Source organism: Emticicia sp. SJ17W-69 (assembly GCF_051209875.1).
In the GTDB taxonomy this organism is placed as follows: Bacteria; Bacteroidota; Bacteroidia; order Cytophagales; family Spirosomataceae; genus Emticicia.
Window position 1 is genome coordinate 3374071 of sequence record NZ_JBNTQY010000001.1, and the last position, 26249, is coordinate 3400319.

A 26249-nucleotide genomic window follows, 5' to 3' on the forward strand; every position below is an offset into this window, starting at 1 on the left:
TTACAAAAGTTTTTTTTGTTTAGTTCAAATTTAATAAAAAAAATTATCGAAGTGGTACAATCGAAGGTGCAGAAATATCAAAATCTCGGAGCCTTAAAGGCTGTGAACCATCGAAAGCAAAACGAAAAGCAGAAGTAATATCTGGGATATTTGGGTAATATCCCAAGCGAATTTGAAAAGTATTGATGGTAAGGTTTTCATTTCTTAAACGAAATCCAATTCCATAACCTTGATATAACCTACTGGAAATCAATGATTTATCTTTTAGACTTACCAGGCCAAAATTGGCAAATGCAAAATGTGCCACTCTAAATCCAAAAATGCTTTTGTATGAAAACAAAACAGATTCAAAACCAAGTGTCAATCTTTTATCACCTCTCAAACTTTCGCTATTGACACCCAAAATTCCATCATTTCCACTGATATTTAGATAATCTAAGGCATCACGATTAAGTCCATAAGTAAATCCCAAATTAATAAATTGACGTCCATTAGCTTTGCCAAATTTCATTAATTTACTGAAATAAAAACTTTGAATACCGATTGTTCCTTGTTGTATTTCTTTTTGTTTAAGGTAAGTCCCTGCATTTGCCAAAGCATAAAAATAACCCTGATTTTTGTGTAAATACATCCCTCTTGCAAACTGTACTCCCGCATAATTTCTATTACCAAATTCGGTATTTTCAGTACCAAAAGTCAATGAAAATAAATTTCCAATAGGAACGTCTTCTGTACGTCCAAAACCATAAATCAATATATCACGTTGATAATTACGATTAGAATACCCGATACTTCCAAGCCAAGTGGTACGATTCCAGTAAATTTTATTGGTATCAGCTCTTACTTCAGGACGCTTGGTATAGTCAAAACTGCTTCTTCTAGCTGCAATTATGATACGTTTGTTTGGATTTAAACCAACTATTTTGAACGATCGCCCATACCACACATCCGAATAAAAACTACCTACTTGATAAACCAATGAACTATCTATATTATTGATTATCAATCTTTTATACTCTCTTACTTTGACGTAACCAAGTTCAAATGAGCCTGCATTACGGGTTTCTGTAGTTAAAAAGGAACGATTTATTCTCGCAGCAAATTGCGTTAAATCACGCTCATAAATAGCCCTTACTTGTCCTGTAATAAAAGTTTTACCAATATATGGAATTGTATATATACTTCGTAATCCTAATCTTTGGTAAGGGTCATCAGCTCGCCATGTTATTTTATTTAGAAATGAATGTCCACGCCCTTGAAAATTTCTATCTTCCACCCCAAAAACAAAATTATTCAATCCATTTGCCGAAACATCAAAATTGATTGACCAAACATCTTGTATCAATATCAAAATATCAACCATCCATTTGACATCTTTTCGTTCAACCACTAAAATACGGGCATCATGAATGATCGCATTAGCTCTTAATAATCGTTCATTATCTTTTAAAGTTTTTGGATTGAGAAGGTCACCTTCTTTAAAGAGAAGAAAAGATTGTCGAATCACTCGTTCACGGGTATTATAATGAAACGTTTTGCTGGCAAAATGCTCAATTTTATTTCCTTTTCGGGTAGTATCATTGACACTAGGACCAAATATTTCAAGCTTTTTAATTAAAATTTTACCTATAACTTTTCCATCATATTTTTCAAAAGGGTTAATTTCTAATTTGTTTATTTCTTTTTTTTGAGCGTTAGTATTATACACATCTCTAAAAACAGCACCATAAATCTCACGCCCTACTCGGCTTTTAGTCATTCGTTGTTTCAATCTTGCATACATTACACTATCCTCCACAGATTTTCCACTGTCAAGGCTGTCGGCTCTACTTTTTTGTGCCAAGCTTACTTGAGTAATAAAAAACAATATAGCCACTATGAACTTCATTCCTAAATTACTGATTTTTAATCAATCTACTTACTTTTCAAGACATAAGCAATTTATATTCAAATTAGAATTATGATTTGTACGGATTTATTGCTTAAAAATAGTTTATTTCGTCTTTTGAAAACATATTATAAAGAATGAAATTATCAAAACCTTTAGTTTTAGCCTCTAATTCTCCACGCCGTAAAGAAATCATGCACAATGCTGGATATGACTTTTCGGTGAAAGTAATTCCGACCGATGAAAGTTTTTCGAGTGATATGCTCGTCGAAGAAGTGCCAATCTTTTTAGCTAAAACCAAGGCTGAATGTTTTAGAAAAGATTTAAAAGATGAAATCATTCTTTGTGCAGATACCGTTGTTATTGTTGATAATGAGATACTTAACAAACCAGCAAATGTAGCTGAAGCTACCGAAATGCTAAAAAAACAGAGTGGTAGAGTGCATAAGGTCGTTACTGGTGTTTGCATTATGACCCAAGAAGAAACGATTTTATTTTCAGATACCACTTTTGTATATTTCAAAGAATTGACTGATTGGGAAATTGATTACTATATCGAAAGATGCAAACCATTTGATAAAGCAGGCAGTTATGGAGTACAGGACTTCATTGGAATGATTGGAATACCTCGCATCGAAGGATCTTTTTATACAGTCATGGGTCTACCTATTCATCGGGTTTATGAAGCATTAGAAAAGTATTTAGTATTGTAAATCAAATTTCTAATTTGTGTATCGCTTAACCACAATTGAAGCAATTGTAAACAAAATACTTTAACTTATTACCTATGAAATCTTATATTTTATATTTATTTATTTTCTTTTTTGGTTTACAAGAGGCTTATAGTCAATTAGTTACAACTGATTCTTACTTTCCCAATGGAGATAATAATTTTACCATCATTTTTGATTTAAAACAAGCAAAAGATACTCGTGCAGCAGGACTTTTAGGCAAAACTTCTGATATTTATTTATGGTCAGGTGCAGGAACAGCAGATAATGCCTTCGAATATCAACCAACTGGACAAACAAATTTCTCAGTTCCTTTTGAATTAGGCAAAATGACTTCTCTTGGCAATGATCGATGGAGTATTAAAATCAAGCCAAGAGATTATTTTAAAGTTCCTGCAGATAAGTTGATCAAAAAACTGGGTCTGTTGCTCAAAAGTGGTGATGGACGATCTCAAACGGAAGATTTTATCTTATCATTATATGATAATAAACTCTATTATAAAGTTATAGAACCTGACTTAAACACTTTTTTTGAAGAAAATGAGACCATAAAAATTAGCCTCAAAACCTCAAAAAAAGCTGATAAAATTACGTTTGCATTCAATACTACAAGAACTGATTTTATTTCACATCTTGATATAAATAATTTTGTGAGCAAAAATACAGATTCAGTAAAAATTTCAATGTCTCCCACACCAAAAAATATGTTTCTTCAAATCAAAAGGGATAATGAAGAAATAATTGACGAAATTATATTTAAAATCAAACCTAAATTAAATATCTTGAATCTTCCACCAAACATCAAAGACGGCATCAATTACATCAATGATAACACCGTTACTTTTTCATTTTATGCCCCACAAAAAAGTTTTGTTTATCTCGTTGGAGACTTTAATAATTGGCAAGTAAATCCCGATTATTTAATGAATCAAACACCAGATGGCAATCGTTATTGGTTGACTGTCAATAATTTAGAAAAAGGTAAAGAATATGCTTTTCAGTATTATATAGATTATAAAATTGCCGTAGGCGACCCTTTTTGTGAGAAAATTCTTGACCCAAAATTTGATAAAGCAATTCCTTCGACCTCGTATCCAAATCTAAAATTATATCCTGCAAATAATCCTTTTGGCGGAACGGTTTCAGTTTTACAAACTGGGCAAGCCGCTTATGAATGGAAAGTAAAAGATTTTAAACGTCCTGCGAAAGAGAATTTGGTAATTTATGAGCTTTTAGTTCGAGATTTTATTAATTCCCGAAGGTACAAAGAAGTAGCTGACTCGATTGCTTATTTCAAGCGTTTGGGCATAAATTCCATCGAATTAATGCCAATAAATGAGTTTACTGCAAACGATTCGTGGGGCTATAATCCAACCTATTATACCGCCCCGGATAAGGCTTATGGCACAAAAGATGATCTAAAATTTTTGATTGATAAATGCCATGAAAATGGCATTGCAGTCATTTTTGATGTGGTTTTCAACCATGCTGACCTCGAATTCCCTTATGCAAAAGCCTATTGGAATGGATCTCAACCATCCGCTGATAGTCCGTTTTTGAATCAAAAGGCTACACATCCTTACTCCGTTTTCTTTGATTTTAATCATGAAAGTATTGCTACACAAGCTTATTTCGATAAAGTATTAGAATTTTGGTTAAAGGAATATAAAATTGATGGCTATCGTTTCGACCTATCAAAAGGTTTTACTCAAAAACTCACCGACCCTAATGTTGGTCTATGGAGTCAATATGATGCAAGCAGAATTAAACTTTTGAAGCGTTTTTATGATAAAATTCGAGTTTATGACAAAGACTGTTACTTGATTTTGGAGCATTTAGCCGAAAATAGTGAAGAAGTAGAATTAGCCGACTATGGATTTATGCTTTGGGCCAACATGAATGGAAATATAAGAAACATGATCAAAGGCACAAATAATAGCCTTACAGGGCTAAGTTATTTAGATAGAAATTGGCGTGAACCCAACTTGGTTAGTTATATGGAAAGCCATGACGAAGAACGTATTGTTTATGATGCGGTGAATAATGGCAAAAATGAAGTTAAAAACCTAAATACTGTTCTTGAGCGAGCAAAAGCGGCAGCAGCATTATTTTTTGCATATCCTGGGCCAAAAATGCTATGGCAATTTGGAGAATTTGGCTATGATATAAGTATTGATTTTAATGGACGGACTGGTGTAAAACCTCAAAAATGGGAGTATTTGAAAGATGTAAATCGTCTAAAACTATTCAAAGTTTACGCCGAATTGATTAAACTTAAAACTACTCAAGCAGCATTTTTATCGAAAGATTTTAGAGAATCAACAAGTGGAATTGTGAAACAAGTAGCATTGAATCATCCATCTATGAATGTTCGTATTATAGCAAACTTTGGATTAGGTGCTGAAAAGGGAATTATAAATTTTGAATCAACTGGGAAGTGGTATGATTATTTTACTGGTACCGAAATAAATATCAGTGAAACAAACCCTGAAATAAATTTGGCAGCAGGAGAATTTCATGTTTTTACCAATGTTAAACTACCAACTCCTGAGGCTAACTTAGTTCCTTGGCAAGGAATAACTACAATTACTGCCAATGAAATTCCAATACAAAATTCAAGATTTCAAGTTTACCCAAATCCAACAACTGACCGAGTAACTTTGAAGCTAAATGGAGAAAAAACACAGATTTCCTTAGAAGATTTGTGGGGAAAAACATTGTTTACTACCCAAACTAAGGAAATTGAACCAATCCTTGATTTATCCAATTTACCAGAAGGAATGTATTTGATTAAAACAGCCCAAAAAGGAAAAACAAGAACAACCAAAATAATCAAGAATTAATGTAGAACGAGTTTCCTAACTCGTTTGTTATTTAACGAAAAAAGATGGATTAGGAAATCCGTCCTACAAAATCAAAATATGAGCAAAGACGACTTAGTGATATATTATAACGAACCTGATGAAAAGGTATATGTAAAAGTTCCCCCAGGATACGAAACACAGTACCAACTTTCCAATTTATCAGGCAAGATTTTGCAAGAAGCTGTACATGAAAAAGCTTTGCATGACTTTGACTTATCGGGTCTTCCCGAAGGCATTTATTTTGTAATTGTCAACCAAGACGATGTGATTAGGTCGAAAAAAATTATAAGGAATCTTGACTAATAGAAATGTAAAAAATATCATTCTTATTTGAATTAAGAGCAAAATCTTATAAATTTGACTAAAACATTAAGATTATGACGGCAATAAGTGGAGCTGAAAACCCTATATCGACATTTCCAAAAACCTTAGAAGAGTTTTTGGAATGGGAGCCTGAAGATGGTTTCAAGTACGAATGGAATGATGGGGAAATCATACAATTTACTGGGATGGATAGAAAACATCTTTTTATTTTTGAAGCAATTAATGACCTTTTTATTGCAAAGGGGCTTTGGAAAACAGGTACTTTAGTTGCTGAACAAAATATAATGCTAACTGGTATTCAAATGCGACGACCTGATATTGTATATTTTACCAAAACACAGGTAAAAAACATGAAAGATTTCGAGGTTATTCCCGACTTTGTAATTGAGATTATTTCAACGTATGATAACTTAAATAAAGTGGAAGAAAAAATAACTGAATATTTTAAGGCTGGAGTAAAAGTTATATGGAATATCCTTCCTGAACAAAAATTGATTTATGTATATACTTCACGCAAACAAGTACAAATTTGTATGGATGATGATATTTGCTCGGCAAAACCTGTTTTGCCTGAGTTTGCGATAAAAGTAAGTGAAATTTTTGTTTAAAAATTATTAACAATTAAAAAAGCCCTTTCAATCAAAAATTGAAAGGGCTTTTTTTGTACATCATGTATTTTTATCTATTCATTGTCAATAAAAACTCTTCATTATTACGAGTTCCTTTCATTTTGTCAAGTAAGAACTCCATCGTTTCCATTGGGTTCATATCTGCCATGTATTTGCGGAGCAACCAAACTTTTTGAAGTGTATCTTTATCCATCAATAAATCTTCACGACGAGTACCAGATGCCAAAATATCAATGGCAGGATAAACACGTTTGTTAGATAATTTACGGTCAAGTTGGAGTTCCATATTACCAGTTCCTTTAAATTCTTCAAAGATAACCTCATCCATTTTCGAGCCAGTATCAATCAAGGCGGTAGCGATAATAGTCAGAGAACCGCCATGTTCTACATTACGAGCCGCACCGAAGAAACGTTTTGGTTTGTGAAGAGCATTGGCATCAACACCACCCGAAAGAATTTTACCAGATGAAGGAATAACAGTATTGTAGGCACGAGCCAAACGAGTAATCGAATCAAGCAAAATTACAACATCGTGTCCACACTCAACCAAGCGTTTTGCTTTCTCCAACACTACACCCGAAACTTTTACGTGACGGTCGGCAGTTTCATCGAAAGTTGAAGCAATAACCTCAGCACGCACACTGCGTTGCATATCTGTTACCTCTTCTGGACGCTCATCAATCAACAAAATAATCAAATAAATTTCAGGGTGATTACGAGTGATCGCATTGGCAATTTCTTTCAAAAGCACCGTTTTACCAGTTTTTGGTTGTGCTACAATCATTCCACGTTGACCTTTCCCAATCGGAGCAAATAAGTCGAGTACACGAGTCGAATAAATATCTGAGCGACTGCTCAATTTGATTTGTTCTTCAGGGAAAAGTGGAGTTAGGTATTCAAATGGAATACGGTCACGAATCTCTTCAGTTGTTTTACCATTGACTGAAAGGACTTTCAGTAGGGCAAAATACTTTTCACCTTCTTTTGGCGGGCGAATAGCTCCTTTCACAGTATCACCTGTTTTTAAGCCAAAAAGTTTGATTTGAGAAGGTGATACATATATATCATCTGGACTGGCTAAATAGTTATAATCGGCCGAACGCAAGAAACCATAACCTCCTTCTTGCATAATTTCCAAAACTCCTTCATTTTCAATAATTCCATCAAATTCTTTGATTAAATTATTGAATTGCTTTTTAATATCTTTAGTATAAGTATCAACGTAACGTTTATCTTCTTTCGGTTCTGGAACATCAGGAATAATATCCTCAGTAAGTCGAGCGAATTCATTCATTTCAGCATCAATTGCTGCCAAATCAAAATCAACTGGCTCTTCTAAATTCAAAACAGGCTCTTCCTCATTTTCATTTACACGCATATCAGTAAATGATTCGGGCTCTGTTTTCTTAACTTTTTCAAAAGGTTTTTTATTATCAGTTTTTTTAGGAGCACTCACCGGTGCTTCATTGGCAATGGCGGTAGTATTACTTAGAACAGGCTTTTCATCTGTTTTGGGTAAACGTTTGCGATTTTTTGCTATTTTTTCGTCATTGAAAAGTGGTTTTTCAGGGGTGACAGGTTCTATTGGAGATACCTCTCTCGGCATATTGAAGGCAGCATTATTGGTCTGTTGCTCTAAAATTTTTTCAATCAACTCTGTTTTAGAAGCAGTTCGGACATCCTTGATGCCAAGTTCAATACAAATTTTTCTTAACTCTGAGAGAAGTTTGATGTTCAGTTCTTCTGATGTGTACATACGAGAGAATTAACGATACGTTTCGATGCTATGGTTAGCGGTTAGATTTTTACAGGTGTTACTTAGAAAAGACACTTACAAGAATTTATAGAATTTATCCAAATACTTGGAGATTACTCGAAAAAAACAGAAATTTTGTTGGATACAATTGGCTGATTCAAATATGTTTGGTTCTGAGAACAGAAGAGCCGATTGAAGCGTTAGTTGGATTTGAGTGCAATGTTATAACTATTTTTTCAAATATCAATGTATTTCTTAAATATTTTTTAAAAAATATTGAGAAATTTTAAGTTTTACACTGACAATAAGTTTTATAACATTGAAAACATTTATTGACGAGTTTAAAGAGTATTCATAGCTTAGCCATGAATACTCTTTAAAAATTTATTTTTTTATTCTGAAAACCTTAAATGAATAGGGTTCTAATACAATATTTGCTTTACTTTTAGTAATACTGATTTCAGATTCAGCAGGGATAATTTTGTTTGGCTCGTTAATAGTATTATAATTTTTAATATCTTTTTCTATCATCGAAATTACTTTGCCAACAGCATTTTCAGCTAAACCATTGATATTTAAATCAATCGTATGTTTATCACTTGAAGTATTCACCAATTTCAAAATAACTTCATTGTTTTTTTCATCGAGAGAAGCAGCTCCATAAAGGCCATTTTTTCCAATAAGATTCTGTCCATTACTTTTTATTGAAATAGTTTTTGTACCAGCATTATTTGCGTAAAGTTTTTGTACATAATAATTGGCTGTACCGAATGAAGTAAGATTATCGAACCAAATCAAATCGGGAGTCCATTGCCAACGATTGACATGAGCAAAAAGTGGTGCATAAGAGGTCATATAAACTACATCTGCATTGCGTTCTAATCCTGTCATAAAAGCAGCCTCTGATAAGGCACATTCCCAGTTGTTTTTGTTATCAGGACTTACAGTCGCTACACTTTGAGCTGCATATTCTCCCGCAAAAATCTTGTAGCGATTACGGTCATAATTATCATAACGAGCTGCATTTTCTCTAAACCATTTCGGTGAATCATAATAATGTTCATCAACCAAATCGGGTTTCAGAACTGTCAATGCTTTTTCGGCAGCTTCAAACATTTCTCCTTTTGAACCAGGTCCAGTACCCGAAACAAGCTTTATAGTAGGGTATTTTGCACGAATTGCCTTAGAAAACACTTCATATCTTTCAAAATATTCTTGTCCCCACTGCTCATTCCCAACACCAATCGCTTTTAAATTAAACGGTGCAGGATGTCCCATTTCGGCACGCAAAGCACCCCATTTTGTATCTGTTCCGCCATTAGCAAATTCGATTAAATCCAAAGCATCTTGCACAAATGGCTCAAGTTCTTCTAAAGGAGTGGTTTCGGAAGAATTAAATTGACAAGCTAAACCACAAGATAAAATTGGTAAAGGCGTAGCCCCAATGTCTTCACATAATTGAAAATATTCAAAGAATCCAATTCCAAAAGTTTGATAATAATCAGGAGCTGGACGATGCTGAAATTCCATATTCCAACGATTTACCAATTGTTGACGATTTTCCACTTTGCCCACCGTTTTTTTCCACTGATAACGCTCAGCTAAAGTACGTCCTTCTACAATACAACCTCCAGGGAAACGCACAAAACCAGGTTTTAAGTCAGCTAAAAGTTGCACTAAATCCTTGCGAAGGCCTCCTTTTCTACCTTTCCAAGTATCTTGTGGGAAAAGCGAAATCATATCAATATCTAACTGTCCACCACCTTTAAAAATCACATTAACTTTGCACTTAGGGTCAGTTTCGGTAGCTGTTATCACTCCTTCGACTTTAGTCCATGTAGCATTTTTAAGTGCAACTGTAGTACTTCCAATTATTTGATTTTTGCTATTAACTATTTCAACCAATAAACTTATATCTCCTTTTTTTAATCTGGCAAATGCCGAAAAGTCATACTTTTCTCCTTTTTTGATGCCAATTCCATCAAATCCTTCATTTTGAAGTCCTATGTCTTTTGTGGCATCACGTTTATCGACCCTTACTATTCTTGGATTTGCTGCATTTTCACGAGCATTGTTAAAAATAGTAAGTTCGTTTACTAAATTGAAACGAGTTTCAGCTTCAGGAAGATGCTTCCATGCCATCCAAGGATATTCAAACTCAAACGAACGGTTTTTGATTAATTCGGCATATAAACCACCATCAGCAGCAAAATTTATATCCTCGAAAAAGATTCCGTACATGGTTGGTTGAATTACAACCAATGGCTTGGTGGCATCAACATCAATTTTAGTAGTTTTTTGTGCTGAAACATTGATACCAAACAATGCGGCAATAATAAGGGTTGTTATTTTTTTCATTTTATAAAATTAATAATCATAGTCAATATTTTTTTCGTCGGCAATACCGAAAAGTGTGGTAGTTGGTTGAGCAAGTTCGACTTGATGTTTTTCTAATATTTTAGAAATTACAAAATTCATGTCTTCTCTAATCGTTTTACTTTCCCAATAATCAGGGGTGGCAGCAAAAAAAACAATGAGTATATTGAGGGAGTACTCTCCTATTGAGTCAAATTTCACATGGCTCTCGTGTTCGCTTGTTAGTTCATTAGTAATGAGAACATCTTGAATTTCATCAACCACCAATTTAATTTTAGATAACGGTGTATCCAATTTTAATCGAACAAAAAACTTATGTCGGCGGTCTTTTCGTTGGGAAAGATTATTGAGTGTTTCAGAAACCAACATTTGGTTAGGTACTATTACCAGACTTCCATCTACATGACGAATACGAGTACTACGAAAGCCAACCTTTTCGATTTTCCCAACCATTGTGCCTAATTCAATATCATCACCAACAATAAAAGGTTGTTCGGTAAAAAGAGTAAATGATGCAAAAAGATTCTCTAAAGTTGCTCTTGCTGCCAATGCCAAAGCTACACCACCAATCCCTAAACCAGTGATTAAACTAATGACATCTTGTCTAAATACAAACCCTAAAATCAAGAAAAAAGAGCAAAAAACTATCAAAGCAATAATTATATCTCTAAAAAAAGGCACCAAATGTTCATCGGCTTTTGTTTCGTTTTCTTCGGCACGTTTGAGAAAAACAATGGCAAAAAATTTAATTAATCGAATAATTATCCATGTGATAGCAATGATAAACAAAGTATCCAATAATTTATCAGCAAAATCACTCACTCGCATTTTTCCGAAAGGAATAATCCGCCATTTCCGAGGAAAAGAAACTTCATCGACTGCCATATAAATAATTAGCAGACTTAAAGTAAACTCAACTGGGCGTTTCAATAAATCAACAAATTTTGCAACAGGAACATTTTGTGTTTCTTTTTTGATAAGTCGATAAGCAATATTACTTACTAAAACTGAAAAAACACGTTTGAATAGCCAGCCAATGAGTAAAATACCTAAAAACCAAAGCCAGTTTTCAAGCGAATTATATAAAAAAGTGGTTTTTAGAATTTTATCTATTTTGTTCATTTAGAATCGTTACTGGAAAATTTTGTTAATTTGAATCCTTCTGCTCAATTTTTATGCCCATTAATAAAATCAATCACCCGACATTCTACCCAAGTTTCATTTGAATTAGGCAACATAAAACCTACATGCCCCCCAAGTTCAAGCAACTGCAAGTGAAGATTCGGATTATTTGTTGCATCACCTAAATCAAGGCATTCGGGTGAGAGAAATGGGTCGTTTTTGGCCTGAATAATTAAGGTCGGAATATTGATTGACTTCAGAAAAGGTTTGGCGGCTGCTTTGTGATAAAAATCATGGGCATTTTTAAAACCAAACATTCGAGCGGTATAACGATCATCAAACTGTTCAAAGTTTTTTATTTTTTTATATCCATCATGATTAAGCAATTGATTATTAGGATGTTGCGTTGCTTTGACTTTAATTTTCTTGCCTAATTTATCAATAAATCGTTTCATATAAAATCTACGTCCAGGCTTGTAGAGTTCATAAACAGAAGTGAATAGATCTAATGGAACTGAAACTGCAATACCAAATTTTACTTGGTTTGGAAGTTGTTCAGGTTTTTCACCCATCAATCGAAGTGTCATACTGCCGCCCATACTAAATCCGACCAAAATCACTTCTTCATAATTGTATTTTTCAATGGCATAATTCACAACAAAACGAATGTCATCAATATCACCATGATGGTAGAATCTTGGTAAACGGTTCATTTCACCGCTGCAACTGCGACAGTTCCAACCAAGTCCATCGTAACCATTATCATTCAACTTTTTCACCATCCCCGTTACATAATGTCTTGTCGAATCTCCTTCTAAGCCATGTGTAACAATCACTAATTTTTTGCGATTCGATTTTTCAATCAAAGACCAATCTAAATCTAAAAAATCACCATCAGGCAATTCTACTCGTTCACGCTTATAATCAATTGGAATTTTACGAAATAAACTTGGGTAAATAGTTTGAATATGGGCATTAAATTGCCATCTCGGTGGTCGATAAGTTGAATTTGTTGGTAAAATGGGCATTAAATAACAAATTTATAAGGTTTGTTAATGAAACAATTAAATCCATTTTCTTCGTTTGAAGAAAAATAAAAAGCCTAAAGAAGAGCAAACCATCAAACCAACAGCAATCCAAAATCCATAAGGATGATTGGATGATGGTATTACTTGATAATTCATTCCAAAAACGCCTGCAATGAGTGTTGGTGGTAAAAAACAAATCGTTACAACCGTGAAAATCTTAATAATTTCATTCTGTTCAAGATTAATCAAACCCATGAATGTATCTTGTAGGTATTCTAAACGCTCAAAATTAAAAGTCGTATATTCCAGCAATGAATTGATGTCTTTTAAAACAATCCTGAGGCGTTCTTTTCTATCTTCAGGAAAATACATACTACGCAAAATCTGAGAAAGTACTCGTTGCTTATCAATGATACTTTCACGAATCATCATCGTATTTTCTTGTAGGTTATTAATAGTCAATAGCGAATCTTGTTTCGGCTTTTTCTCTCGACTCAATGCTCGGCTTATATTCTTTACATCTTTCGACATCGCCTCCAATAAATCAGCATCCGACTCTATGCGAGTTTCGAGCAATAATAGTAAAATATCGACCCCATCTTTAAAAATTTCCTCCCCTAATCGAATTTTTTTAACTGTATCTGCAAATGTTTTTGAGTCTCCTTGCCGAAATGTAAACAATATATTTTCCCGAATCATAAATGATACAGGATAAAAATGATACCCATCACCATCAGTTATCAGAAAATTGGAATTGGCATTAATGGTATTATTTTGCTCAAAATACCTTGCACTACTTTCAATTTCAACGATTTCTTGAGGCGTTTGAAAACTGATATTGCACTTTGTTTCAACCCATTCTTCTTCTTCATTCGTGGCTGAATGTAAATCTACCCACATCAAGTTTTTAAGAATACCTAATTCTCTAACATCGGTTTCTTTTTTAACTTGTTTTCCTTCTTTATAATAAATCCTAACCATATTTACATAGGTTTAGCACTAATTCACAATCAATTTTTCAATAATCTCAGGAAAATATTTGTGTTCGAGTAATTGAACTTTATGGGCTACATCATCGGGTGAGTCACTTGGTAAAACATCAAATTTTGCTTGAAAAATTACTTTTCCTTCGTCATAACGTTCGTTTACAAAATGAATTGTAATTCCAGATTCTTTTTCTTTATTTGCCACCACAGCTTCATGCACGAAATGTCCCCACATACCTTTTCCTCCATATTTTGGCAAAAGTGCAGGATGAATATTAATGATTTTATCGGGATATGCTTTGACTAAATTTTCAGGAATCAACCACAAAAAACCTGCTAAAATAACATAATCAATGTGTTGATTTTTGAGTAAATCTACAATCTTATCCGTTTTAGCAAACGTCTTTTTGTCAAACAAAACAGTTGGAATACCCAATCTTCTTCCACGTTCAATGACTCCAGCTTGTGGATTATTCGATAAAAACAAATCTACACTAATCAACTGACTATCAGTAAAATAACTGGTGATTCTTTCAGCATTGCTTCCCGAACCAGAAGCAAAAATAGCAACTTTCTTCATAGAGTTCTGTATTCTGAGTCCTGAATTCTGAGTTAAAAACTCAATTTACATTCAATTTTAATCAGAAAACTCAGAAATATAGCAGCAAAAAATACTACTTAGAACTCAGCATTCAGAACTCAGAATTATTTTATTTTCCTGCGAATCACGGTATTTTTTTTGAAAAAAACATCTATTTAATCAAATAAAAACGCCTCTGAAATAATTTCAAAGGCGTTTTGTATTTGATTAAAAAAGTAAAAGCAAGAAACGTTATAAAATTCATAATTCCACATTCATAATTCATAATTGTATTTAACGTTTACCTTTATAAAGTTCGTCTTGCCATTTTTTCAATTCATTCCATCTACCATCACGAGCTAAAGCTGATTGTTCGCCCCAAGTAGATGGGTCATGGATTTGAAAACGTGAGCCAGCGGCATCTAAAATGGCTTTCATTTTTTCAACCGAAGTATCTGCCAACTGGGCAAAGGTATAGATTCCTGCATTATTGAATAACTCTTCAATTTTAGGGCCAATACCTTCTACAATTTTTAAATCATCTTTTTTCACAGTACCTCCAAATGCAGCTCCTGACAAACCTGCTCCTCCAACAGTAGCAGCTGCAGCTGCAACATTGGCAGTACCTTCCACTGAAACTTTTGATTTACGGCAAGCGTCCAACTCACCCTCTAAAAAATTGATTTTATCTTGCAACTCACTTGCTTGAGCTTTCAATTGATTGATACGGCGAGTCAACCACCACCATAACAAAAGGAGTGGCAATAACCAGAAGAGAAATATATCCCAAGGGAAATTAGTAAATAAGCATTTTAAATTTTCCATTATCTTGATATTTTTAATTTTTTAATTTTCTTAAATGATGATTTCTTATTCTTTTAATCTGATAGTACTACGGCGATTTTTAGCTTTACCTTCAGCAGTATCATTGGAAGCCGCAGGTTCTTTTTCTCCTTTGCCATCTGTTACGATTTGAGTAGCTTTAATACCGTCTTTTACTAAGAATTCTTTGGTTTTTAAAGCACGATTTTCTGAAAGTCTCTGATTTAATTCATCAGAACCATCGCTATCAGAATGTCCTGTAATCAACAATTTTTTATCAGGATATTTTTCAAGATACTTTTTAGCCGTGGTGATAAAACTATCAACCTCAGCCGTTTTCTTGATACCAAATTGGTTTATATCAAAATAAACATCAAGTGGTGTAAAGAGTATTTGCTCTTCTTCACTTGCTACTTTTAAGGTGTCAACTGGTGGTGATGGTGCAACTACCGTTGAAGTAGTATCTGCAATAATCGTTTCACCCGAGCAGTAGGGTTTACGATGGCAATTCCAAAACCAGCTATACGCCAATGACCAAAGTAGAATCAGAAGGGGTAATAGGAATCTGTTCATTTCTTGATTTAGGGTTTATGACAATTTAATTATTTATAAAATTAGGTTTATGAAGCGAAAAGTAACAAAAAGTAACTAAAAAACAAGTTTTTTTATTATTTAAACCATAAATTTATTAAACATATAACAAAACAATCACACTTATTTTATAATTGACCCTACTTAAATATTGGAGTTCTGGATAAAATGAAGAATAAATTTCAATTAATGACCTAAAAAGCCTAATTTTGAGGCTACATAACAAAGAAATTTCTTTACCTTAGTTTGATGGAATCAATTAAAGTTTTTGCCCCTGCCACAGTTGCTAATGTTGCCTGTGGTTTTGATATTTTTGGATTTGCTGTTGATGCCCCTGGCGATGAGGTGATTGTTAGTAAAAGAGCTGATAATCAAATTATTATAACCAATATTACTGGTGAAGAGGGTAAATTAACTTATGATTCAACAAAAAATGCTGTCACCGTCCCAATCATAAAATATTTAACTAAGCTTGGTCTTGGACATGGCTTCGATATTGAACTTCATAAAAAAATGCCGCTCGGCAGTGGTCTTGGAAGTAGTTCAGCCAGTTCAGTAGCTGGCGTTTTTGCAGTCAATGAATTGTTAGACAAACCACTCAGTTCAAAAGAATTACTCCCATTTTCAATGGAAGGTGAACGTATTGCGTGTGGATCAGCTCATGCTGACAATGTTGCTCCTGCCCTATTAGGTGGCTTTGTAGTGGTCAGAAGTTATAGTCCTCTAGATGTTTTTAAAGTAAAAACACCCGATGAATTATACGTTACCATTGTTCATCCTGATATTGAGGTAAATACCAAAGATGCTCGACATATTTTACGCAATGAGGTTTCGATGAAAAATACCATTGCTCAAATGGGAAATGTAGCAGGAATGATAGCAGGCTTGATGCAATCTGACTATGACTTAATTGCCAGTTCAATGGTAGATTTTATCATTGAACCAGTGAGAGCCATTTTGATACCTGAATTTTGGGAAGTAAAACATGCTGCCTTAGAAGCGGGTGCATTGGGTTGTAGTATTTCAGGAGCAGGCCCTTCAATTTTTGCCTTTAGTAAAGGCCGTGAAACCGCCGAAAAGGTAGCCATTGTCATGAAAAATAGCTTTGAAAAAGTTGGAATTCATGGCATTTCTTACGTTTCGGGCATAAATCAATTCGGGCCGAAAATAATTGGCTAACTTCGACTAAGCTCAGTTACTAATAGCCACGCTTATGTAATGTTAGTAAAAATTTGTTAATCGTCATTCAAAAGTCGTAAATTGTTAAAAATGAATAGAATAGCCCTTATCACAGGAGCAACATCAGGTATTGGAAAAGCTACTGCCGAAGCATTTGCCAACAATGGCATTGATTTAATTCTTTGTGGCCGCCGTCAAGAGGTTTTAGACGAGCTGAAAGTTTATTTCTCAGAAAAAGTAAAAGTTACAACGCTAACTTTTGATGTCAGAAATCAAGAAGATGTATCAAATGCCATTGCATCTTTGCCCGAAGAATGGAAAAATATTGATATTTTAGTCAATAATGCAGGAAATGCTCATGGCCTTGAACCAATTCAACAAGGAAAAATCGAAGATTGGGATGCTATGATTGATGGCAATGTAAAAGGTTTATTATATGTTTCGAAAGCAGTAATGCCTACTATGGTCGAGCGTCAAACTGGGCATATTGTTAATTTGAGCTCAGTTGCTGGCAAACAAACGTATGCCAATGGTGCGGTTTATTGTGCATCTAAGTCAGCCGTTGAAGCCATTAGCGAAGGGATGAGATTTGACCTTACGCAATATGGCATCAAAATCACAAATATTGCCCCTGGAGCAGTAGAAACTGATTTTTCATTAGTGCGATTTAAAGGTGATGCCGAGCGAGCTAAAAAAGTTTATGAGGGCTTTGAACCTATTCAGCCAGAAGATGTTGCCGATGCGATTTTATACGCTATCAATACTCCTGCACGAGTCACAATCGCTGATATTGTACTTTACGCCAAAGCCCAAGCTGCTCCAACTGTAATTTATAGAAAGTGATTTCATCATTTGAATGACGAATTTTGAATACCGAATGACGAATATATCAATCGAAATTTGAATTCGTAACTCGTCATTCGTAACTTGTAACTGGCAAATTCGTGGATAATCTTCTTCAACGTGTAAAAGAAATTGACATTCGGCAAGTTGCACGAGATTTGGGTTTTGATATTGTGCAAAGTCGCCGAATGAATTGTCCTTTTCATGTTGAAGACTCTCCTTCTTTGGTATTTTACCCTCCTCCACAAAACGAATTTCATTGTTTTGGCTGTGGTAAACACGGTGATGTTATTAATCTTTATGCCGAAACTTGTCAGATAGATTTTAAGACGGCATTAGAAGAATTAGCAACTCGCTACATTCCTGCTTATGATGGCTCAAAAAATATAAAATTTCGCAAAATAGACATTAAAAGTGTTTATTCGAATAAGCCATTACCAGAAAAAACCTTTATTTTCAAACCAATTTATAGCGAAATCTACGAAAAATTCCAGCAATATTGTTTAAATCAAAATCCAACAGAGTCAACTCGAAAAGCAGCAGAATATTTACGAGGAAGAGGAATTGATGATTGGACAATCAGGCATTTCAAACTTTTTGTATTAAAAAACTATGGTGCTGCCAATGAGTTTCTGAAAACAAATTTTGCAATCGAAGACCTAAAGGCCTGTGGAATTGTGAATGAAAAGGGTAATTTAGTTTTCTTTGTTCATCCCATCATCATCCCTTATTTTCAAGATGGAAGAATTGTTTATTTACAAGGAAGAACCATTGGTGAGCCGCCCGAAGGAGCAAGTAAATATCAATTCCTTTCGGGAGTACCTCGTACTATTTTCAATATTGATTCTATCAAAAAACTTCGTCCCAATGCCGATGTATATATCACGGAGGGTGCTTTTGATTGCATGACTTTAGTAAAAAATGGCATGATAGCAGTAAGTTTAGGCAGTGCCAAAATCTTCAAAAAGGAATGGATTAAATACTTTAAAAAGTACAAAGTTTGGGTAAGTTTCGACAATGATGCTGCTGGTACTAAAGGAGCTGATGATTTGGTTGAAGAATTACTCGAAGCTGGAATTTTAGCAGAAAAAAGAGATTGGAGCAAAGGTTTTAAAGATATTAATGAATATTTTGGTAGAACAATTTTCTAAGTTGTTCTGCTATAAACAATTTAGAAAATTATTCTACGAAATTTGTTTTCTAACAATTCACACAGCATCTTTGCAATATCAATTCTTCTTCATAGAAAATTGATTTATACAGACGAGGGGAGAGAATAGGCTCTATGAACCCCGGGCAACCTGTCCCGCTACTTGCGATAAGGTGCCAATACCTACCGAAATGGTCAAAACCATTCGGACTTATAAACCAATCAAATAAAATCGTTGGTTTTAGATAGTACCTAAGTTCAAAGTGCCAATAGCACTCTGTATTTAACGCAATATTTTTAATTTTATGCCAAACGATATTATTCATTTCAAAGAAATTATAAAAAAAATGCCACCTAATCCTGCGGGTGCTTGGCATTATATTGATTTCCCAGAAAATGCTTATGAAGTTTTTGGCAGGCGAAACTTTGTAAAAGTTAAAGGTTTTATCAACGGAAAACCTTTCAAAAGTAATTTATTTCCAAAAGGAAATGCACTTCATGCCATTACTATTCCCTTGAAATTACAAAAAGAATTAGGTGTAAAACTAAATGATGAAATTACTGTTTCGATAGAAGAAGATTTTGAAGTGGTAATCGTCCCAATGCCAGTTGAGCTACAAGAAGCCCTTGATTTTGATGAAGAAATGGCTGAATTATTCTTTAAACAATCAAAATCTGTTCAAAAATTCCAAAAGATTTGGATAAATGATGGCAAACAAATAGAAACAAGAATCAATAGAGTAGTGGCACTTTCTGAAAAACTTAGAAAAAAGCGAAAACAGTAGCATTACAAAATTTCATCAACTAACATACTCATTTCTTTATGAAAAAAATACTTTTACTATTGTTGGCGTTGGTTACAATTCAGTCTCTTTTTGCACAAAAAAGCACTGGTCGTAGAGTAATTTTTAAAGTTGTAGCTGATTTAGAGAAATTTAACAAAGCAGAATTTCCTCGTGACACCATTAGTGACCATCCATTGGGTTCTTTTTCCGAAGAAGATTTGTTAAGAAGATATAAATTTCAATTAGCTGCTTATCAAACGCTTGAAAAAATAGATCAAAATACGCTTCCCTTCAATGACAAAATCAATTTAGAGTTATTAAAGCATGAAATTAAAAATCAGCTTACTTATTTTGAGTATCAAGAATATTTGAATCCGATCTTATCAGATGACGGTTTCCATATTGATATTGCTTTTATTGCAAGCAACAATTATAAAACTAAAAAATCTGTCGAATTATATATCCAAAAACTTAATGCGATTCCAAAATATACCGAACAGCATTTAGCATTGATAGCAAAAGGCTTGCAAGTGGGTATTTCTCAGCCAAAAGTGGCTTTGAAAGGCTATGAAAGTACTTACGAACAACACATCGTTGATGATGTAACAAAATCAGTATTTTGGAAGCCCTTTACTACAAAACCTTATGAAGTTAGCGATGCTGACTGGGAAATATTACAAAAAGAAGGCAAAAAAGCTATTTTTGAGCAAGTCATTCCTTCATTTCTACAAATAAAAACCTTTTTCGATAACGAATATTATCCAAAAACTCGCACTACTCTTGGAGCAAGTAATTTTCCGAACGGCAATGCGTATTATGCTGAAAAAGTTAAGTTTTTTACCACTACCAATCTTACTCCAAACGAAGTTTATAATATTGGTTTATCAGAAGTTGAGCGAATCAAAAAAGAAATGTATGATGTGATGAAAGAAGTAAACTTCACAGGTTCACTGAAAGATTTTATTCAAACATTAAGAACAGACCCTAAATTCTACCCAACCTCTGCAGAAGGTTTATTGAAAGAAGCTTCTTACATCGCCAAGAAAATTGATGGAAAATTACCTTTACTTTTTGGCAAACTCCCTCGACAACCTTATGGTGTTGTTCCTGTTCCTGATTTTTTAGCTCCATCTTATACAGGCGGGCGTTATTCTGGGGCATCTATTAATAGTACCCGTTCAGGAAGCTATTGGGTAAATACTTATAACCTCAATAGTAGAACGCTTTATACGCTCGAAGCTCTTACGCTACATGAGGCTGTTCCAGGGCATCATTTACAAAGTGCTTTGACGCAGGAATTAACGCATTTGCCTAAATTTAGACAAAATTTATACATCAATGCTTTTGGTGAAGGCTGGGGATTATATTCCGAATATTTAGGTACTGAATTAGGACTCTTTAAAGATCCTTACAGCCGTTTTGGGAAATTAACTTATGAAATGTGGCGTGCTTGTCGTTTAGTAATCGATGTGGGTATCCATGAAAAAAATTGGTCACGAGAACAGGCTGTTAACTATTTGGCTGATAATACGGCATTGTCGTTGCACGAGGTAAATACTGAAATTAACCGCTATATCTGCTGGCCTGGACAGGCGTTGGCTTATAAAATGGGAGAAATTAAAATAAAAGAATTGCGAAAAAGAGCAGAAAACCAGCTCAAAGACAAATTTGATGTGAGAGCGTTCCATGACTTGATACTTTCTGAAGGAACAGTTACACTTTCAATTTTGGATAAAATGGTTGATAGATATATTGCGGCAGAGTTGACGAAAATTAAAAAATAAGAATGGAAAATAAAGTATTTCATTACGACGAACCTTTTCAATTGGAATCTGGTCAGTGGCTACCCGAATTTGATTTGGCATACACAACTTATGGAAAACTCAATGAGGCGATGGATAACGTTATATGGGTTTGTCATGCTTTTACAGGAAACGCTAATCCATCGGATTGGTGGAATGGCTTGATTGGGGAGAAAAGATTGTATAACCCCAGCGAACATTTTATCATTTGTGCTAATATTTTAGGTTCACATTACGGCTCGACTAATGCTTTGAGCAAAAATCCAATTTCTGGCGAACCATATTTCCATGATTTCCCATTTTTAAGTATCAGAGATGTTGTAAATGCTCTTGACATTTTACGTAAAAGTCTAAATATCAACAAAATACAAACACTTTTAGGTGGTTCGCTTGGTGGGCAACAAGCCATTGAATGGGCAATTTTACAACCTGATTTGATTGAAAACTTGGTACTTTTTTCTACAAATGCGATCCATTCACCGTGGGGAATCGCCTTTAACGAATCGCAACGAATGGCGATTGCTGCCGACCCAACCTGGACAGAACGCAATCCAAAAGCGGGAATGAATGGCATGAAAGTTGCACGTTCAATAGCACTTTTATCTTATAGAAATTATGCCACTTATGGCCGTACACAATCGAGAGATGAAGGACAAGTTGATTTTTTTAGGGCCAACACTTATCAAAATTATCAAGGTGAAAAATTGGGTAAACGCTTCAATGCGTTTTCATATTGGACGCTTTCGAAAATGTTTGATTCGCACGATGTTGGACGTGGGCGAGGCAAAGTGGAAGATAGTTTGAAAGCAATAAAAGCTAAAACTTTGGTTATTGGAATTAGTTCTGATGTTCTTTTTCCACCCGATGAGCAAGCATTTTTAGCAAAACATATTCCTGATGCTCAATATGCTCTCATTGACTCCATCTATGGGCACGATGGTTTTTTGATTGAATTTGAGGCAATGACAACTACGATAAAGGCGTGGATGAAGTAGTTGTAACTTCTACGAAAATTATTTTCGTAGAATCAAACGACAGAAGCGATGTAGTTTTTATAGTGTGTAAGTAAATATTTTTTCGATTTTGTGAGGATGTTTTTGTTATTTAAATTAGATTTTAACTTGGTTTAACAAAGTTAAAATACTTTGTAAGGCTTTTTTTTGATTGAATTTGAGGCGACGACAGTGGAGATAAGTACTTGTAAGCCAGAAAGGCTTGATCAGTTTTTTTTAAATTTATAATCTCGAAACTCATGTTGAATTTACACCCTATAAAAAAAGAAAATGAAAAAAAAGTTTTTTATCCTACTGCTGTTAATTAGTAATCTAAAATCATTGGCACAAACGCAACAATTAGATTCATTGTTTACTATTGAGGGTCTTTTCTTTGTAAATGTTACAGAAATCACAAAAGATGAAGTCAAATATAAGTTCCCCAATGAAGATTTGTTAAATGTTATTCCTAAGAATACTGTATTAAGAATTCGGCTCAAATCAGGTAGAAATCTGACTTTTTTGCCTATTTTCAATCCAATTAATAGTCCAAATCAATGGTCAAAAGTAAAAGTAGTTTATACTGAATCTGAAGTAAAAGGTGCTATTAAATTAACTGAACCCATTTCTAACGATAACAAAAGCTGGCTTTTTAGAAGTGCCTCAAAAGTCCAGTTAAAAAGTCTTGAAAAATTTAAAAAACAGACCGCAATGCTGGGGGGCAATTTAGTTTATTTGAGTTCACATAAGGCTGATGCTTTTGGCATTCCGTATTCGAGTAGAAAATTGGTGCTGAATGACTATGTAAAATATCATGGAAATAAAATGGAATTTCAATTGACAAAAAAAGAAGAATTTAATTTCAATAGTCAAAGTGAAATTGAGAGCAAACTTTTTCCATCTCAGATAGTTACTTTAGAAGATTTTCAAGAAAAGAAAGATGGCTTGTATGTGAATACAAAAATTCCAAAATTAGCCAATGCTGAACTTCACAAAATTATTTATGTTGATTCAAAAAAAGTTATATTGATGTTGAATGACAAGTCAAGAATCATTAATTATACATTAAGTAAATTGGAATAGATAGAATTGGTTGGGCACTTTCTAAGTGATCAATGAAGCAACAAAGGAGAGCCATTCATCTTTCATCTAGAGGGTTTATACTTCATCAACGGCTTACATTGCATAAAGTCAACTATTCTTGCCCTCATTTTGGTTTTGTTCTTAAAATGCCTTGAAATTTCTTGAGTTTTACAATTTAAAAAGGGATTTCACGCAAAGCGAAATCCCCTTTAAAAGCAGTTTTAAATGATTCCTACACCAAATAACTACTAATACTCATAATATCAGCAAAAACACCCGAAGCGGTTACCTCTGCTCCTGCTCCTGGGCCTTTCACTACCAATGGATTATATTTATAACGTTCGGTTGTAAACGAAATAATGTTTTCTGAACCAGCCAAATTGAAAAACGGATGACTTCTTCCCACAGTTTTAAGACCAATACTTGCTTTGTTATCATCTAAAGTGGCAATAAATCTAAGCACTTCATCATTGGCTTCTGCTTCTTTCAAAAGTTTTTCAAAACGTTCATTGTCTTTTTCTAATTCTTCAAAAAAAGCATCAACAGTTGGTGCGTTCAAGCAAGCATCATTTAATAAATTGATAATTTTCACATCTTCTGGTTCGAGTTTCAAACCTGCTTCACGAGATAAAATCAAGATTTTGCGAGCAACATCCATTCCACTCAAATCGTCTCTTGGGTCTGGCTCGGTATAACCTTTGGCTTTTGCTTCTCGCACCACATCTACAAACCTATCTCCTACTTTAAAATTATTGAAAATGTATGCCAATGTTCCTGACAAAACCGCCTCAATTTTATTGATTTTATCTCCACTTGTAATCAAACCCTGTAAAGTATTGATGATTGGCAAACCTGCCCCCACATTGGTTTCATATAAAAATTTCACACCATGTTTTTGAGCAGCTTTTTGTAGCATAAAATACTGTTCATATTTGCCCGAATTAGCCACTTTATTAGGCGTGACAATCGAAACGCTGCTATTGAGCAAAGAATAATAATATTGAACAATATTTTTATCAGCCGTACAATCTACAAAAACACTATAAGGCAAATTCAAATCCTGCACATCTGAAACGAATGCTCCGATATTGGCAATTTCTCCGTTTTCGAGCAATTCTTCTTTCCAATTATCTAAACTAATGCCACCTTCATTCAATAACATTTTCTTAGTATTTGTCATACCTACCAACCTGATATTGAGGTTTTTACGTTGTTTCAAATACTCTTTTTGTTCTTGAATTTGACGCAGAAGCGTGCTTCCAATCAAGCCTGTTGCACCTACTAAATAAAGATTAAGTGTCAAACCATCAACTTGAAAAAAAGTTTCGTGGATGGCATTTAGGGCTTTCGTAATATCTTTTTTATAAATAACTACCGAAATATTCAGCTCCGACGAACCTTGTGCCGTTGCCACCACATTGATTCCATTTTTGCCTAAAACAGTAAATAATTTCCCTGAAGTTCCAGTACTTGACTTCATTCCTTCACCCACAACAGCAAGCACCGAAAGATTTTGCTCAATCGAAATATTATCTACTAAACCTTGTGAGATTTCCAAAGCAAAACCCTCTTCCAAAATTTCTTTTACACCATAGGCTGATTTTGGATCAACGGCAAAGCAAATCGAATGCTCGGACGAAGCTTGCGAAATCAAAATCACACTTATTTTATTCGCTGCCAAAATCGAGAATAATTTTGCAGAAACTCCAGCAACTCCCATCATTCCTCCACCTTGCACATTCACCAATGCAATGTCATCAATCGAAGAAATTCCTGTGATTGGATATTCTTTGATTTCAGCGGTTTTACTAATAAAAGTCCCAGAATGATGATGATTAAAAGTATTGAGGATTTTCAGTGGAATATTTTTCTGAAAAGCAGGCGTCAAACTTGGTGGATAAATAACTTTTGCCCCAAAATGCGACAATTCCATTGCTTCGGCATAAGTAATGGTTGGAATCGTAAAAGCATTTTTTACTTTACGTGGATCCGACGTAAGCATTCCATCAACATCTGTCCAAATCTCAATAACAGACGCATTGAGAGCTGCACCAAAGATAGAACCAGTATAATCAGAACCGCCACGACCGAGCGTTGTTGTTACACCATCAATTGTAGATGCAATAAAGCCAGTAATACACTGCAATTTATTAGTTTGAGCAAAATGCTTGCGAATCAATTCATTCGTCAAATCGAAATTGACATCAGCGTAGCCGAAATGGTCATCAGTTTTAATCACTTTTCGAGCATCCAAATATTCCGCTTCGATGCCACGATTTTTAAGTGCTTCGGTAATAATTGTAGTCGAGAGTCTTTCACCAAAACTTACGATAAAATCATTTGTACGTGGAGAAAGCTCTTTTATCAAGAAAACACCTCTCAATAAATCCTCTAATTCATTGAAAAGCCCCTTTACTTTGGCAATACTTCCACTTTGATTTTTTATGTCAATCAAGCCTCTGACCGCATTAAAATGGCGTTCTTCGACTAATTTCAATTGCTCTAAATAAGTCAAATCAGATGTTGAAGCCAATTTCCCAATTTCGATAAGGCGATTGGTTACACCACCCATTGCTGAGTAAACAACGGCAATTTTTCGCCCTTCATTAATATTTTCCTGCAAAATCTGAATGACTTGCTTGATACTTTCGACAGTTCCGACCGAAGTTCCTCCGAATTTTAATACTTTCATAAACCTCCAGCCCCTAAAGAGAAGCT

General features: G+C 34.3%; 21 protein-coding genes and 1 riboswitch. Of the genes, 11 read left to right on the forward strand and 10 right to left on the reverse strand.

The window, feature by feature from the left end:
* Nucleotides 1–43: 43 nt before the first annotated feature.
* Nucleotides 44–1888, reverse strand: a complete 1845-nt coding sequence (locus tag ACQUQZ_RS13740) for a hypothetical protein (RefSeq protein ID WP_435355570.1) — start codon at nucleotides 1886–1888, stop codon at nucleotides 44–46.
* A 137-nt stretch (nucleotides 1889–2025) separates the two neighbouring features.
* Here ACQUQZ_RS13740 and ACQUQZ_RS13745 point away from each other — a divergent pair, with 137 nt between their 5' ends.
* From ACQUQZ_RS13745 to ACQUQZ_RS13760, 4 genes are all read left to right on the forward strand, one after another.
* Nucleotides 2026–2601 (forward strand): Maf family nucleotide pyrophosphatase, encoded by a 576-nt coding sequence (locus tag ACQUQZ_RS13745; RefSeq protein ID WP_435355571.1) that lies wholly within the window; start codon nucleotides 2026–2028, stop codon nucleotides 2599–2601.
* A gap of 74 nt (nucleotides 2602–2675) precedes the next feature.
* The gene (locus ACQUQZ_RS13750; protein ID WP_435355572.1) at nucleotides 2676–5462 is read left to right on the forward strand and encodes an alpha-amylase family glycosyl hydrolase; all 2787 of its coding nucleotides are present in this window, start codon (nucleotides 2676–2678) and stop codon (nucleotides 5460–5462) included.
* A gap of 78 nt (nucleotides 5463–5540) precedes the next feature.
* The gene (locus tag ACQUQZ_RS13755) at nucleotides 5541–5786 is read left to right on the forward strand and encodes a T9SS type A sorting domain-containing protein (protein WP_435355573.1); all 246 of its coding nucleotides are present in this window, start codon (nucleotides 5541–5543) and stop codon (nucleotides 5784–5786) included.
* Nucleotides 5787–5860: 74 nt separating this feature from the next.
* Nucleotides 5861–6415 carry a Uma2 family endonuclease gene (locus ACQUQZ_RS13760; RefSeq protein WP_435355574.1) on the forward strand — a complete coding sequence of 185 codons (555 nt, stop codon included), beginning with the start codon at nucleotides 5861–5863 and terminating at the stop codon, nucleotides 6413–6415.
* A gap of 70 nt (nucleotides 6416–6485) precedes the next feature.
* Here the strand turns inward: ACQUQZ_RS13760 and rho are convergent, their stop codons facing one another.
* The 8 genes from rho to ACQUQZ_RS13800 all read right to left on the reverse strand — a co-directional run bounded on the left by rho (nucleotide 6486) and on the right by ACQUQZ_RS13800 (nucleotide 15679).
* The gene (gene rho / locus ACQUQZ_RS13765) at nucleotides 6486–8192 is read right to left on the reverse strand and encodes a transcription termination factor Rho (protein ID WP_435355575.1); all 1707 of its coding nucleotides are present in this window, start codon (nucleotides 8190–8192) and stop codon (nucleotides 6486–6488) included.
* A gap of 384 nt (nucleotides 8193–8576) precedes the next feature.
* The gene (locus ACQUQZ_RS13770; RefSeq protein WP_435355576.1) at nucleotides 8577–10550 is read right to left on the reverse strand and encodes an alpha-L-arabinofuranosidase C-terminal domain-containing protein; all 1974 of its coding nucleotides are present in this window, start codon (nucleotides 10548–10550) and stop codon (nucleotides 8577–8579) included.
* 9 nt (nucleotides 10551–10559) lie between these two features.
* Nucleotides 10560–11690, reverse strand: a complete 1131-nt coding sequence (locus ACQUQZ_RS13775; protein WP_435355577.1) for a mechanosensitive ion channel family protein — start codon at nucleotides 11688–11690, stop codon at nucleotides 10560–10562.
* Nucleotides 11691–11734: 44 nt separating this feature from the next.
* Entirely contained in the window at nucleotides 11735–12718 is a 984-nt protein-coding gene (locus ACQUQZ_RS13780) for a YheT family hydrolase (RefSeq protein WP_435355578.1), read from the reverse strand.
* Between the two features lie 36 nt (nucleotides 12719–12754).
* A complete protein-coding gene (corA, locus tag ACQUQZ_RS13785; protein WP_435355579.1) occupies nucleotides 12755–13699 on the reverse strand; it encodes a magnesium/cobalt transporter CorA in 945 nt (314 codons plus the stop codon).
* An 18-nt stretch (nucleotides 13700–13717) separates the two neighbouring features.
* Nucleotides 13718–14284 carry a phosphoribosylglycinamide formyltransferase gene (locus ACQUQZ_RS13790; RefSeq protein ID WP_435355580.1) on the reverse strand — a complete coding sequence of 189 codons (567 nt, stop codon included), beginning with the start codon at nucleotides 14282–14284 and terminating at the stop codon, nucleotides 13718–13720.
* 294 nt (nucleotides 14285–14578) lie between these two features.
* Entirely contained in the window at nucleotides 14579–15109 is a 531-nt protein-coding gene (locus ACQUQZ_RS13795) for a hypothetical protein (protein ID WP_435355581.1), read from the reverse strand.
* A 45-nt stretch (nucleotides 15110–15154) separates the two neighbouring features.
* Nucleotides 15155–15679 (reverse strand): OmpA family protein, encoded by a 525-nt coding sequence (locus ACQUQZ_RS13800; protein ID WP_435355582.1) that lies wholly within the window; start codon nucleotides 15677–15679, stop codon nucleotides 15155–15157.
* A gap of 267 nt (nucleotides 15680–15946) precedes the next feature.
* Between ACQUQZ_RS13800 and ACQUQZ_RS13805 the strand changes: the two genes are divergently transcribed.
* From ACQUQZ_RS13805 to ACQUQZ_RS13835, 7 genes are all read left to right on the forward strand, one after another.
* Nucleotides 15947–16876, forward strand: coding sequence for a homoserine kinase (locus ACQUQZ_RS13805; protein WP_435355583.1), 930 nt, complete (start codon nucleotides 15947–15949; stop codon nucleotides 16874–16876).
* 90 nt (nucleotides 16877–16966) lie between these two features.
* Nucleotides 16967–17719, forward strand: coding sequence for an SDR family NAD(P)-dependent oxidoreductase (locus ACQUQZ_RS13810; protein WP_435355584.1), 753 nt, complete (start codon nucleotides 16967–16969; stop codon nucleotides 17717–17719).
* A 101-nt stretch (nucleotides 17720–17820) separates the two neighbouring features.
* Complete coding sequence (locus ACQUQZ_RS13815) at nucleotides 17821–18870, forward strand: CHC2 zinc finger domain-containing protein (RefSeq protein ID WP_435355585.1); 1050 nt, start codon at nucleotides 17821–17823, stop codon at nucleotides 18868–18870.
* 101 nt (nucleotides 18871–18971) lie between these two features.
* Nucleotides 18972–19089: riboswitch (SAM riboswitch) on the forward strand.
* Between the two features lie 85 nt (nucleotides 19090–19174).
* On the forward strand, nucleotides 19175–19654 hold the full coding sequence (locus ACQUQZ_RS13820; protein ID WP_435355586.1) for a DUF1905 domain-containing protein: 480 nt from the start codon (nucleotides 19175–19177) through the stop codon (nucleotides 19652–19654).
* Nucleotides 19655–19692: 38 nt separating this feature from the next.
* Nucleotides 19693–21438, forward strand: coding sequence for a DUF885 domain-containing protein (locus tag ACQUQZ_RS13825; RefSeq protein WP_435355587.1), 1746 nt, complete (start codon nucleotides 19693–19695; stop codon nucleotides 21436–21438).
* A 2-nt stretch (nucleotides 21439–21440) separates the two neighbouring features.
* Nucleotides 21441–22451 (forward strand): homoserine O-acetyltransferase family protein, encoded by a 1011-nt coding sequence (locus ACQUQZ_RS13830; protein WP_435355588.1) that lies wholly within the window; start codon nucleotides 21441–21443, stop codon nucleotides 22449–22451.
* Nucleotides 22452–22739: 288 nt separating this feature from the next.
* Nucleotides 22740–23531, forward strand: coding sequence for a hypothetical protein (locus tag ACQUQZ_RS13835; protein ID WP_435355589.1), 792 nt, complete (start codon nucleotides 22740–22742; stop codon nucleotides 23529–23531).
* 232 nt (nucleotides 23532–23763) lie between these two features.
* Here the strand turns inward: ACQUQZ_RS13835 and thrA are convergent, their stop codons facing one another.
* Nucleotides 23764–26223, reverse strand: a complete 2460-nt coding sequence (thrA, locus tag ACQUQZ_RS13840; RefSeq protein WP_435355590.1) for a bifunctional aspartate kinase/homoserine dehydrogenase I — start codon at nucleotides 26221–26223, stop codon at nucleotides 23764–23766.
* Between the last annotated feature and the right edge of the window lie 26 nt (nucleotides 26224–26249).